11 protein-coding genes and 1 other annotated feature are annotated in these 13,854 nt (G+C 50.3%); all 11 genes read right to left on the bottom strand.

What is annotated here, in order from left to right; translation table 11 throughout:
- Positions 1-30: 30 nt before the first annotated feature.
- The gene (locus DP091_RS24085; protein WP_113060631.1) at positions 31-1,653 is read right to left on the bottom strand and encodes an extracellular solute-binding protein; all 1,623 of its coding nucleotides are present in this window, start codon (positions 1,651-1,653) and stop codon (positions 31-33) included.
- 48 nt (positions 1,654-1,701) lie between these two features.
- Positions 1,702-2,586 (bottom strand): carbohydrate ABC transporter permease, encoded by an 885-nt coding sequence (locus DP091_RS24090; RefSeq protein WP_113060632.1) that lies wholly within the window; start codon positions 2,584-2,586, stop codon positions 1,702-1,704.
- A gap of 19 nt (positions 2,587-2,605) precedes the next feature.
- Positions 2,606-3,565 (bottom strand): ABC transporter permease, encoded by a 960-nt coding sequence (locus tag DP091_RS24095; RefSeq protein WP_113060633.1) that lies wholly within the window; start codon positions 3,563-3,565, stop codon positions 2,606-2,608.
- Between the two features lie 729 nt (positions 3,566-4,294).
- On the bottom strand, positions 4,295-5,332 hold the full coding sequence (locus DP091_RS24100) for a LacI family DNA-binding transcriptional regulator (RefSeq protein WP_113060634.1): 1,038 nt from the start codon (positions 5,330-5,332) through the stop codon (positions 4,295-4,297).
- A gap of 205 nt (positions 5,333-5,537) precedes the next feature.
- Positions 5,538-6,722 (bottom strand): MFS transporter, encoded by a 1,185-nt coding sequence (locus DP091_RS24105; RefSeq protein WP_113060635.1) that lies wholly within the window; start codon positions 6,720-6,722, stop codon positions 5,538-5,540.
- Between the two features lie 149 nt (positions 6,723-6,871).
- The gene (locus DP091_RS24110; protein ID WP_113060665.1) at positions 6,872-7,174 is read right to left on the bottom strand and encodes an ArsR/SmtB family transcription factor; all 303 of its coding nucleotides are present in this window, start codon (positions 7,172-7,174) and stop codon (positions 6,872-6,874) included.
- A gap of 45 nt (positions 7,175-7,219) precedes the next feature.
- Positions 7,220-7,375, bottom strand: a complete 156-nt coding sequence (locus tag DP091_RS24115) for a hypothetical protein (RefSeq protein WP_258394670.1) — start codon at positions 7,373-7,375, stop codon at positions 7,220-7,222.
- Positions 7,376-7,433: 58 nt separating this feature from the next.
- The gene (locus DP091_RS24120) at positions 7,434-8,600 is read right to left on the bottom strand and encodes an MFS transporter (RefSeq protein WP_113060636.1); all 1,167 of its coding nucleotides are present in this window, start codon (positions 8,598-8,600) and stop codon (positions 7,434-7,436) included.
- Positions 8,601-9,047: 447 nt separating this feature from the next.
- Complete coding sequence (locus DP091_RS24125; protein WP_113060637.1) at positions 9,048-10,610, bottom strand: 2-isopropylmalate synthase; 1,563 nt, start codon at positions 10,608-10,610, stop codon at positions 9,048-9,050.
- A 101-nt stretch (positions 10,611-10,711) separates the two neighbouring features.
- Positions 10,712-10,941 (bottom strand) — a binding site (T-box leader).
- An 81-nt stretch (positions 10,942-11,022) separates the two neighbouring features.
- On the bottom strand, positions 11,023-12,093 hold the full coding sequence (locus tag DP091_RS24130; RefSeq protein ID WP_113060638.1) for a bifunctional 3-deoxy-7-phosphoheptulonate synthase/chorismate mutase: 1,071 nt from the start codon (positions 12,091-12,093) through the stop codon (positions 11,023-11,025).
- A gap of 469 nt (positions 12,094-12,562) precedes the next feature.
- A complete protein-coding gene (locus tag DP091_RS24135) occupies positions 12,563-13,780 on the bottom strand; it encodes a Gfo/Idh/MocA family protein (protein WP_113060639.1) in 1,218 nt (405 codons plus the stop codon).
- Between the last annotated feature and the right edge of the window lie 74 nt (positions 13,781-13,854).

Genomic DNA, 13,854 nt, shown 5'->3' on the forward strand with positions numbered 1-13,854 from the left:
TGTCGCTCCTTTTAGGTTCTGTACACGTGTTTATTTGGTATATCGATCTGCCGCGGACTGGTAAATGGCCAGATAGCGCTCCGAGCCCATTTTTTGCAGGTTAGCTACATATTGGTCCCAGTTATCAAAGGACTCGTTCCCAGCTATGAATTTATCCCGCATTTCATCCACGTACGTGTGAATGTCGGTTTGGATACCGGTAAGCTCGGACTGCTCATCGGCCGTAAAGTTAAACGGCGGCCAGACCTTGTCTTGTGGGATGACGTACGGCTCGGCTTTTTTTGCGTTCTCTACAGAAGTCGGCAGGCCTTCCGCTCCCTTGAAATACTTCTGGGTCACGAAGCCCGGGTAATATCCGCCGGGCCATATCAGATACTGCCCTACCGCCTGGTCCAGATTGAGACCTTCCGGATTGTTCTTGATGTCGTCCACGTAATCCACATTGCCTTCTGCATCTTCCTTATACGTTTCGTCTTTCCAGCCCATGAAGAACATGCGGATGCCTTCGTCGCTGTAGAAGTAATCCATCCAGCGGATGAGCGCGGCCGGATTCTTCGCTTTATCGGTCAGGACAAACATCCCGATGTTCCCCAGCGGAGAGCCCGTGGCGCTGAACATCTGATCGCCGTGCGGCCCCTTCAATACCGGCAGCCCCACATAACCCTCCTGGTTGTAGATGGCGACCGGATCCACGTTATCAACGACGCCGAGAAGGCCTTCAACTCCTTTGGCGTCCACCTCGGTGCTCTTCACGGACATGATGTCCTGCTCCAGCAGACCGTCCTTAAACAGCTTGTTCACGAACTGAAGCAGTTCCTTGTATCTTGGATCCGTCGGAATGAACCGGACCTTTCCGCTCGCCGGATCGGTATCCACGTTAATGTTCGAAGTTCCGTGATAATTGAGGCCGAACGAGCCGCGCAAATAGTTGACGATGCCGGCAGTCCCTACGCCGCCCCAGGCATATTCGTCCTTCTGGCCGTTGCCGTTCGGATCCTTCTCTTTGAACGCCTTCAACATATCGTAGAATTCATCCAGCGTCTGCGGCTCTTGAAGGCCAAGCTTGGTCAGCCACTCCGACTTCACCCACGGCGTTCCGTACAGCACGGACCGGAATTCCGGATCGTACAGCGTCGGCAGCCCGTAAATGTTGCCGTCCGGCATTGTAATCCCCTTCTCGATGACCGGATATTTCTCCATCAACGCTTTGAAGTTCGGCGCGTATTGTTCAATCAGGTCATTCAGCGGAATAAAAGCGCCCTGCTTGCCGTATTTCAGCAGATCCGCCCTTGGAAAAGCGGATGCATAGAACATTTCCGGATAATCGCCGCCGGCCAGCAGCAAGTTCCGTTTTTCCGCCAAATTGTCTTTGTGCACCGTGTCCCACTGCACCTGAATATTGGTCATTTTCTCATATTCCTGCCACAGCCTGATGTTGTTCCAGTCGGCGTTGGCAAAGAACTTTCCGGCAAAACCGGTCACCGTCATCTTGTCGTCGACAATCGGAAAACCCGTTTCATTTATCGCGGATTTCCCTTCACTCGAAGGGTCCGATTGAGCCGTTCCTCCCGAGCCTTTCGAGCTGCAGCCCACCGCCAGCGATACCGACAACATGCAGGTCAACAGAAGACTTCCCCATTGCTTCAGCTTCATCCGTAATCCTCCCCTTTTCATGTTCCATCCATATTTCCATGCAAGGAATTATCCTTTGATGGCCCCAATCATCACGCCTTTGACAAAATATCGCTGCAGGAACGGATAGAGGGCCAGCACCGGAATATTCGCCACCACCAGCACCGCGTACTTAATTCCCTCCACTTCCCTCTGCTGCTTGATCGCCGATTCGGTCGACATTTTGACCATATCGTTCGTTTGTCCCTGAATCAGAATTTCGCGCAGGATGAGCTGCAGCGGAAATTTATCTTTATCCGATAAATACAGAAGTGCATTAAAGAACGCATTCCAATGACCGACCGCATAGAACAATATGGTCACTGCGATAATCGGCATGGACAGCGGCAGTATTATCCGGGTCAGGATTTTAATGTTCGAGCATCCGTCGATCGTCGCGGCCTCCTGCAGCTCGCCGGGTATGGACTGCTGAAAGAAGGTGCGCATAATGATGATGTTCCAGATGGATACGGCATTCGGGATAATCATGACCCAGAGCGTATTCAGCATGCCGAGGTTCTTGATCAGCAAATACGTAGGAATGAGTCCTCCGCTGAAAAACATCGTGAAGACCAGCAGCGCCATGATCGCATTTCGCCCGACAAAATCCTTCCGGGACAGCGGATAAGCGGCAAGGATGGTCATCGTGAGATTAATGAACGTGCCAAGCGACGTATATACCAGCGTGTTGGTAAAGCCGCTGATGATATCCTTGTTCTGAAAGATTTTTACGTAGGAATTCAGGTTAACGCCCTTGGGCCACAGCAGCATCTCGCCCCTCAGAACCGCCTGCGGGTCGCTAAACGATGCGCTGAGCACAAAAACCAGCGGGTACATGACAATGATGGTAACCAGGATCAGAATCGTATAGTTGATAACATTAAAAATGCGGTCCCCTCTGGTTTCAATTTGCATGGTTCTTTCACTCCCCTCTTTACCAAAGACTGGTCTCGCTCACGCGCTTCGAAATAAAGTTCACGACAACCAGCAGGACAAAATTGATGATGGAATTGAACAATCCGATGGCTGCGGAGAAACTGTACTCGGCATTCTGGATCCCCATTCGGTAGACGTAGGTGGCTATAATGTCGGAGCTCTCCATATTCAGGTTGTTTTGCATCAGGAGCACCTTCTCGAACCCGATACCCATAATGCTGCCCATATTGAGGATCAGGAGGATGATGATCGTTGGCATGATGCCAGGGATGTTAATATGCCATATGCGCTGAAGCCTGGTCGCACCATCGACGCGCGCCGCTTCGTGCAGCTGGTTGTCAATGCCGGCAAGGGCAGCCAAATAAATAATGGAGCTCCAGCCCATGGTCTGCCATACATCCGACAGAACGTAAAGAGACTTAAACCAAGAGGGCTCGGTCATGAAATTGATCGGCTGGCCGCCGAACATTTCAATAAAATGATTGATGATGCCGTAACGGGGCGACAGGAAAATCATCATCATCCCGACAACGACCACGGTAGAGAGGAAGTGAGGCGCATATGTGATGGTCTGCACGAATTTCTTGAAACGTTCAGCCCGAACCTCGTTCATGAGCAAAGCCAGAATAATCGGGATCGGAAAACCGACGGCAAGACTGTATAATCCGATGCCCAGCGTATTCTTGATCAGGCGCCAGAAATAATAACTGTTGAAAAAGCGATCAAAGTGCTCAAACCCGACCCACGGACTGCCCCATATCCCCTGCGTTGCTATAAAATCCTTAAAGGCGATCTGGATGCCGTACATCGGAACATACTGGAACAGGATGTAATAGGCGATGACCGGTGAAATCAGGGCATAAAGCTGCCAATTGCGTAAGACGCGATTCCACAGTAAGCGCTTACTTTTTGTTTCGGGTACCGCGGTTGCTGCGGAGTGCAGGGGCGAATTAGCCAATGAGCATCACCTCGTATGTATGGGATTGGGTAAATCTCATTTCACCAGCAAAGCGATTTTTTGACATGCCATCAAAGCATGGGTGTCCGCTCAACCAGCGGATCAGTTCCTTTACATGCATCGAGCTTGGAAAGTACTCGTTACTTATTTCCCTCCTTTTCCTCTGCAATCCATCATGTGACTAAGCTACCACCACCTCAGCTAGCCGTTTGTTAAAATACGGTTATTGCAACGCCCCTATATGTTAGGTATAGTAACGCCAAATCTTTTTTATAAATAAGACCCGAGCAATTCGGATGTTATTTCATTTTCTTGGATTACTTTTGGATATAGTTTTGGATAATTTCAGCTTAATTTTGGATCAAGACTGGTACATGAAAGGCGAATTCGAAGGACCTAATTCATGAATGGGAGGAAATATGCCTATTATCAAAAGCTTTATATTAAAGGAATGAAAACGCAGTTAATGACTAAGTGAAGTTATACGAAGAAACGTTTAGCAGTTGCCAAGACCAGAAATATCATTCCAAATATTTGGTTGATTTTTACTCATAATAATATAGCGATATGGCGTTGTCAAACACTTTTTTGGAACGTTTTGGCGCAAAAACCTCAACATTTGGATGAGAAAGCACAAAAAACAGCTGTCGGATCTCAAGCCGACAGCTGTTCGATAATATCTATTCCATATTTTATGTCAACTAACCGTACATAACGAGTTAGTTGAATTCATGTTCTGGTAAAACTTGAAGACTCCCGAACAATCAATGAGCATGGCAGCAATATTTTGATTGCCGCCTTGAAATGCCCGTCCAAATAATCCACGATCGATTTGGCGGCCACCCTGCCGATTTCGTACTTCGGCACGGAGACAGAGCTTAACGGGGGCGTTGTATACTGGGCCACATCGATGTTATCCATCCCCACGATCGCGATATCTTCCGGTATCCTGCCTTGATTCTCGACAACGGCACGCATCGCCGGAATGGCCAGCATGTCGCTGGCACAAAAAACAGCCGTTGGCCATTGCTCTTTGGGAAGGCCTCCGAGCAGCTCGGACAGCTTGCTGAAGCTTCGATCCACATTCCATCCGGTATTCATCAGCCACTCCTCGCGCACCTCCAGGTTGGCTTCCAGCATAGCGAATTTATATCCAACATACCGTTCTTCGCTCTCCATCTGCTTGGAATACGCAGGCCCCCCGATATAGGCGATTCGCTTGTGTCCCTGGTCAATCAGATGGCTTACGGCTGCCCTCGCGGATGATATCCGGTCACAGTCTACGACCGGCACGGTCAGCTTCTCATCATTCAAACTTACTCCCATGATGGCAACCCCAGCCTGCTGTATCAATTCAAACAGCTCCTTGTCATACCAACTGACGGCTACAATCCCCTGGGCTCCTGTCTCCCTCAGCATGAGGCGTATTTTGTCCGCATCGGCGACTTCCTCGCATGTACGAACGATCGCCGGGGGCTGTCCGAGCTCCTCCATTTTTTTATGGAAACCGGCAAGAACCGTTGAGAAATACGGGTGGTCATCCATCAGGTTTTGGGGAACAACGCAGACAACCCGCTTATCGGCTATGCCGTTATCATGTACGCTTTTGGATGACTCAGGCAGTTTATAACCAAGTTCAAGCGCCGCCTGCCGGATTTTCTGCTTGGTATCCTCGCTGACCGGACGGCTTGCATCATTGCTGATGGCACGCGAAACCGTAGATATGGATACCCCGACCCGCTCGGCGATATCTTTAAGCTTAGCCAATCGCATCTCCTCCTTCGCAAAATTTGGAACCAAATTTTCCGCCATCCATTGATCATAGCATAAACTTTCTGGTTTTGGGGCGTCAAATTCATGTCCATCTGAGCGCTGAGAAGAAAGGGGATGTCTCATGGATTATTCGTTTCCGACAGTATGAAAGTGCTGCATTTTAAGTATCCAACAGCACTGCGTCACCAGTGGGTATTCATCAGGCTTCCAATGGCGCTCGCCCCATGCTCTCCCGCTTTCCTAAACGGAAAAGTACAAACGACACTACTGTGGCTATGGCAACGCCCCCGGCTCCGATCCAGGTAATGGATGACAAGGACCATTGCTCAACGGCAACTCCTCCGATGCCTGCGCCAGCAGCCATGGCGAGCTGCATCACGGATTGGTTCAGGCCCAGCATGACCCCCGATGAATTCGGCTCCAGTTGGACGAGATTATACTGCTGTGTCGGACCGGAAGACCAGGCGGATAACGACCATATGACAAGAATCGCAAATACGGGGATGGCCGATACGGCTGCTTGAGTAAAAGTCAGAACGATTAACGCGAGAATATGCAGAATCATGCCCCCTGTTAATGTAAGCGGCACTCCCCATCGATCCGTACTGAATCCGCCGAACTTGGAGCCAATAAGGCTGGCAATGCCAAAGGCAAACAGCGCTGCACTAATCAGACCTTCGTTCAGACCGCTAACATGAAGAAGGTAAGGAGACAGGTACGTATAGGCAACGGAATACCCACCCAGCCAGAAGAATGTGATCGCCAAGCCGAGTGCCACTTTAGGCTTTTTGAGCAGCGCGAATTGCTGGAGCAGCGGTACAGGAGCATCTCCTTTGGTGTGGGGAATCGCCTTATGCAGCACAATCATGGAGACAACCCCTAGAATGGCAATGAAACCGAACACTGATTTCCATCCAAAAGCAGCAGCAACGACACGCCCGAGGGGGACGCCGATGATCAGTGAAGCCGTGAAGCCCATGATGACTGTAGCGATCGAACTCGCCTGTTTACCCGGCGGTGCGATTTTGGCGGCAATCCCGAGTGCAGTTACAACTACCATTCCTGCGCCCATCGCCATAATAACCCGCGCTATGACAAACGGAACATACCCCGGAAGGGCAAACGACAATAGATTCGCGATCACAAAAATACCCAATGAATAAACCAACAGCTTCCGTCTCTCCATTCTAGCGGTCAGTGCCATAAGAACGGGGGTTAAAATCGCGTAGACCAATGAGAAAATCGTGATCAGCTGACCGGCTGCGGTTATCGTAATTCCTAACGAATCCGCAATTTTATCCAAAACTCCCGATATAATATATTCCGAAGTTCCTACTAAAAAACTAACGATCGCCAAAAAGTAAATTTTCCAAGCACCCGTCATGATTGTATTTCCACTCCTTTAATAATATTTATATATCACGATTTGTCGATATGTTAAACCAACAAAAAGACATATCGCAATATTTAGATGTGTAGTCCAAGACAAGACTGAATATTCCTTTTTTCTGAAGGAATCAGTCAGTACCTGCTCTAAATCTCCTGCTTTAAATACTCTCCAATTTCCCGGATAGCCTCTTCATCCCGCTTATAATACGTAAATTTCCCAAGCCGCTCCGTCTTGATCAAACCTGCCCGATGCAGAATCGATAAATATTGCGATGCGGTGGACTGCGTCATATTCAATTTCTCGGTCACCTGGGTTACGCATACCCCGACTTTCCTCATATCAATCCCTTCATGGGGTGTAAAATGTAGTTCCGGTTCCTTGAGCCACTGCAATATTTCAAGCCTTGATTCATTGGACAACGCTTTAAAAACTTCGATTGGTTTCATACGTATCATTATATCGGGATTTATCGATATGTCAACCTGTTCCCCTTACTGATCCTCCGTACGAATGCCATAGCCTTTCACGGCACTCGCGCAGAACCATTCGTTTGCCGTATCCAGCGCCGTCTCTTCGTCGATCCAGCCAGGTCGGACCCCGCCCCCACTGAAACTCGGCAGCCAGCTTTGAAACCAACGTCTCCACACCGGAGTTAATTGCGGAAACCATTTACGAAGCGGCTACAGATACATCCTCCCGTTTCCGCTATTTAATCCGGAGCGGATGCTGCTGTGATTCTCCCCTACCTCGCACGGCTGGCAGTAAGGACAGCAAACCGAGAACAGCCAAGAACGCCCCTACCCACAGAGGCGATGCCAAGCCGAATCCCGCATCCATCGCCATCCCTCCAACGGAGGAACCAACAACAACGCCAAGACTGATAACGGACCCATGCACCGTCGTAACAAGCGATCCCGTATCGGCAACCCGGGTGACCCGGGTTGCCATGGCCGGGTTCATGGGCACACCCGCCAAACCTACGATCACAACCGCAATCATAGCGATTAACTGGCTGTGCACAAACAGTCCGAATATCACTAAAGCCGCCGCCAGAGCGACCAACCCCATGATGAGGATCTGCATCATATAATGATCCGCCAACCTGCCGGTGACCATGTTGCCAAGCACCGTCGCCACGCCGTAAACGCCAAGCAGGATCGGAACCGCCTGAGCGCCAAAGCCGGTAAGATCGGTTAAGATCGGCGAGAAATAACTGAATGCGGCAAAGGTAGCTCCGATAATCAGCATGCTTGTGGCATATGCAGCCCATAGATGGCGATTCTTGAAGGCGACAAACTCTCCACGAATGCCGGCCGATTCCGTTCTGGGCAAGGATGGGATCGTAAACTGCCCCACCAAAGCCGATGCCAATACCAGAACCACAACAGCCCAGAAGCTGGCACGCCAGCCCAGCAGCTGCTCGATCCACATCGCCAGCGGAAGTCCGATCGCCGTTGCAACCATTAAACCGCCGAGAACGATCGATGCCGCCCTTCCGCGTGATTCCGGACCGACGAGGGAAAAGCTAATCGCAAGCGAGACGCCAAACGCCGCTGCAGAGGAGATACCCGTGATCACTCTGGCAGCCATCATCACTTCATATGTGGTCGCGACAGCGCCGAGCGTCTGACCGACAAGAAAAATGGCAGCCAATATCATAAAGGCCTGTTTGCGCGGCACCTTCAACAGCCCTACCGTCAGCAGCGGTCCTCCTATAATCATGCCGGCGGCATAAGCGGTAATGAGGTAACCGATGGCTGCAACCGAAACGCCAAATTCCGCCGAGAGCGAAGGCATAATGCCTGCTACCATAAACTCAGAGGTTGTCATCGAGAAAATCATAAGTCCTAATATATAAATGGATAAAGGCAACGGAAACAACTCCTGTCTTTTATTATTCCAAACTTCGGTAATTATCGGTACAAAAATAGGATCCGTGCGTCTCGTAAGCGCTCGATTCAGACGCTGCTTTGCAGCATACAACCAACTATTTTACCGATTAGTACAAAACCATGCAAAAAAATAAAACAACTCGATCACTCTACATTTCGGTTTGAAAGAACATGCCATTCCGCTGCAAGGACGAATTCCTCCATAATCTTCGCACCATGATCGGCTCCTTTCTCCTATAGTTTCCAGCTCATTATATATATTTTGTAACGATCGGTCAATAAGTATGTTTTTAAAATCCATCGGTTACGGCGGCCGCATACCCCACCTCTACATTAGAAGTAGACGTGAGGTATCCACCCTCCGCACCAGCATTACGTTGCCGTTATGACTTAGCCTTTGATGAACGCAACCGTCTCATAACTTGAATTATCGTGCATCCACCGGCGCTTGCACCTGCACATCCTGGCCGGCATCAAGCAATACCGCGTTAATCCCGTTAAGAAAAGCCAACGCGCTCGCCTTAATGATATCCGTATCCATCGCGCGCCCGGAATAGGTTTTGCCTTGGTATTCGATTCGAATGTTTACCCGGCCGATGGCTTCTTTTCCCCTGGACAGACTGTTGATTTTGTAATCCTTCAACTGTACGTCCAAACCGACCAACGCTTTCATGGCGCTGTACAGCGCATCGATCGGGCCATCCCCCACCATGCTGTCCCTGAATGTCTCGCTGCCTTTTCTCAACTTCACGGTTGCCGTCGGATACAGATCATTGGTCACGACCTGGAACGAATCCAGCTCATACAGATGACTGCTGACTTCTTCATGGGTACGGTGCTGGGTCACCAAATAAAAAACGTCATGGTCATATACTTCCTTCTTGGCATCGGCCAGCTGCAGGAATTTCGCGAACAGCGCTTCAAAATCTTCGCCTTCGCCTGTCTCGAAGCCAAGCTTCTCCACCGCATTCTTGAACGCATGCCTTCCGGACCGCGCCGTCAGGATCAGCTCCATGCTGTCAGCGCCGACTTCCTCCGGCGACATAATCTCATAAACCTGTTTATCCTTCAGCAATCCGTCCTGGTGAATCCCGGAAGAGTGCGCGAATGCATTCTCACCTGTAATCGCCTTGTTCACCTGCACATCCAGGCCCGTCAAATGCGTCAGCAGCCGGGAGGTTCTAATCAGCTCCTTAAGCCGGATGTTGGTGGAGGCTTTGAAATGATTCTCCCGGACCTTCAGTCCCATGACCACTTCTTCCAGCGACGTATTGCCTGCGCGCTCCCCTAAACCATTAATCGTGCATTCTACTTTCTGAGCACCATTTCTCACTGCGCTGAGCGTATTCGCCGTAGCAAGCCCAAGATCGTTATGACAGTGAACGCTGAGAATAACCTGGTCGTTCAGATTCTTCAGGCGTTCATTGATTTTGCGAATCAATTCGCCGAATTCATCCGGAACGGCATAACCGACCGTATCCGGCACGTTAATCATCGTTGCTCCGGCCTTCACCACGGCTTCGATCGTTGTCCACAGGTATTCAAAATCGGACCTGGAGGCATCCTCCGTCGAATACTGGACATGAGGCAGCAGTGTTTTGGCATATTTCACCGCATCAACGCCCATCTGGAGCACCGCATCCTTGGAGCGATTGAATTTCTTCTCCACGTGAATGTTTGAGGTGCCAAGCACGATATGAATCAGCGGATTTTGAGCAAGCTTAATGCTTTCATATACGGCATCGATATCGCCCTTCACCGCGCGTGCAAGCGCAGTAATGGAGACGCTATCGCCTACGGTTCGAGCGATTTCCTGAACCGCTTGAAAATCCCCTGCCGAAGACGCGGGAAAACCAGCCTCGATCATATCGACGTTCAGCCGCTTTAGCTGATGCGCAAACTCAATTTTTTGCTGTACGTTCAGTTTGGCGCCCGGAACCTGCTCTCCGTCGCGCAAGGTTGTGTCCAATACGATAATATTGCGTTCCATTTGATATTCCTCCTCGATCATCGATCGTTCATTCTTTCATTTATATCAAGCGGGGTTGGTTAAACCCGGAATTTAACCAACAAAAAAACCCCGCCTCTACGTATAGAGGCGGGGTTGAACCCGCGGTACCACTCTAATTCATTTTATGCAAAATGATCTTCTTCGATGGCCATCACCATCTATCCCTATAACGGTGGAACTCCGGCTAACCCTACATGATCAGGCAGCTGTTCATAGACGAGTTCAAAGGGAACGACATTACCGTTTCTCACCTGCCAACGGCTCTCTGAAAAGTCATTTCACTTTTACTATTTCTAATCAAAACATTTCGATATGAATTTTGATAACTATCTTAAGGAAAGAGAAGCATTTTGTCAACCCTTTATCTTCCAGAAGCAAAAGAATGCTTTTTTTACAGCAATCCGGACTTCTTCACATTCGCCAGGAAATCATGGAATTCCGGAATATTCAGCTGCTGCGCCGCATCGGACAACGCCGTAGCCGGATCGGGATGAACTTCTACCATCACGCCGTCAGCTCCTGCAGCAAGAGCCGCTCTGGCACAAGGGGCCAGGATGTCCTTACGGCCCGTGGAATGCGTCACGTCCACCAGCACCGGAAGATGCGTTTCCTGTTTCAGAATCGGCACCGCCGAGATGTCCAGGGTGTTTCTCGTCGCTTTCTCGTACGTCCGTATGCCGCGTTCAATCAGCATCACTTGCGTATTGCCGCGGGACACGATGTATTCCGCAGCGTGCACGAACTCATCGATCGTAGCCGCAAGACCGCGTTTCAACAGCACCGGCGTCTGAACATCCCCCGCCGCTTTTAACAGCTCAAAGTTCTGCATGTTCCGCGCACCGATCTGAATAACGTCAATGTATTCGCACGCAAGCTCGATATGCGCAGGGTCCACGATTTCGCTGATCGTCTTCAGGCCGAACTCGGACGCCACTTCCTTCAAAATTTTCAGGCCCTCAAGGCCCAACCCCTGGAAATCGTAAGGCGATGTTCTCGGTTTGAACGCGCCGCCGCGCATAACGGTAATGCCCGCTTCCTTAAGGGCAGCCGCAACCTGGCGTACTTGCTCATAACTCTCAACGGAGCACGGCCCTGCGATCATTACCGGCGTGCCGCCGCCGATCACCGTATGACCCAGCTGAATCAGCGTGTCTTCCTGCTTCTTCTTCCGGCTCACCAGCAAATGCTTCTTGTGATCGACTTGCTGCAGCTTCAAGGATGCCTGGAAAATCTGTTTAAATAAATGACGCACCGTTTCATTATCGAAAGGACCTTGGTTATGCTCCACCAAAGTATCCAACATTTTTTTCTCGCGTACCGGATCGAAATCGGGAACCCCCTGCTTTTCCTTCTCCTGACCGATCTCCTGGGCGAGTCGTGCCCGCTCCGACAACAGCTCCAGCAGCTGAAGATTAACGGAATCGAGCTCCGATCTTAATTGTTCCAAACGTCCTTGACTCATCTAAAATCTCTCCTTCACCTTTTTTTCTGATTCATAAAAACAAAAAGACCCCCCGCCCGGAAAGGGACGAGGAGTCGTGGTACCACCCTTATTAGATATGCCGAAAAAAAGCAAACACATCTCACTTGAACCTCTTAACGCAAGGGTTACGGGTAAACCTACCCTCTGCACGCAACATGCAGATTATCAGCATACCAGCTCCGGAATGAACTTCAGCGGAGAACCTTCGCCCGGGCGCTCTCAGTCGGTGGCTGCCCTTTCCTGTCAGGAACGTTCTTTCGCTTACTCTTTCCATCATCGCTTGTTATAACATATCGTGTTGGTTAATTAAGAAGCATTGTATTACACCCCGAATTGAAATTGCAAGAGTTTTATTTAAAGCTTGGGTGCTTCAACGCTATAAAGAAACAATAAATTCCGCTTTTTGCAGGCGTGCACTATTCCATATACACATGGATTTTCCCCTTACTTAAAGCGCATAAGTTGTGAAGTTGCCCTGAGGTCTATTCATCCATTTTCCGTTCGTGAAATCGGGGAACGGAAGCATTGTGCCTCCAAGTTCAATCGATTGCTCGGATAGTGCAGTTACCGCCATCCAGGCGGCCATGTCGTACACATCGATCGGCATTTCCGTTTTCTTGAGCACACTCTCGACAAAAGCGCGCAGGCATAGATAATCCATGCCGCCATGTCCTCCCCGTACGCCGTCTTTCAAATAATCCGCCCACAACGAATGCTCGTACTCGTGGAGATAGGATTCGAACGGCTCCCATGCATGGGCCGGGCTCCGATCTTCAATATGAATGACGGCGCCGTCCTCCATCCAGATGCCCTTCGTTCCCTGTACGCGTCCCCCGCGGGAATAGGGGCGGGGCAGGGATGTATCGTGCGTCAACAGAATCGATTCACCGTTGGCGCACTGTATCATGGTGGTAACAATATCACCGAGAACCATATCCGTAAGCGTAACCGGGTGCTCGGCACCCAGGTTTCTGCGAGCCCACTCCGTTATTCCGCGCGTCTTGGTGGACATGGAGGAAAGCTTGGTAAGACGGTTGCCCCGGTTGATGTTCAGCATTTTGGCTGCTGGCCCCAGACCATGGGTGGGGTACACATCACCGTTGCGGTGCAAATAATTGTGGACGCGGTAATGGCGGTTCTCCACCCCCATCGCTACTTCTTCCCGGAGGTCATGCTGATAAGCCCCCTGACAGTGAAGCAGTTCTCCGAAAATCCCCTCTCTTACCATCCTCAGCAGCGCCATTTCTTCCCGGCCATAACAGCAGTTTTCCAGCAGCATGCAGGGCGTACCGGTCTCCTCATAGGTGCGAACCAGCTGCCAGCATTCCTCGAGGGAAGCAGCGCCTCCCACCTCCGATGCCACGGGCTTTCCCGCCCTCATCGCGGCTATGGCGATCTCGCTGTGGCTGGTCCAGGATGAAGCGATGATAACAGCCGTTACATCCTTACGTGCAATTATTTCCCGATAATTCGTAAAGCAGGCAGGGGCAGATTTTCCTGTTTCAGCAACCTGCCGTGCAGCCTCTTGAAGGCGATCCTCATATAGATCCGAAATCGCCGTAATCTCCACATCCGGCATATCACCCAGCAGCCTCAGCAGATCCTTTCCGCGTTTGCCGAGACCGACAAAACCTAACCGAATCTTTTCTTCGTTGTACCCGATCATATATGAACTACTCCTTCTATCATGAATTGGCCCCTTGAACCTTATGTTGATTCATGGCAGAACGGGGCTCTAGC

This window comes from Paenibacillus sp. MDMC362 (genome assembly GCF_003269305.1).
Classification (GTDB): domain Bacteria; phylum Bacillota; class Bacilli; order Paenibacillales; family Paenibacillaceae; genus Paenibacillus_AQ.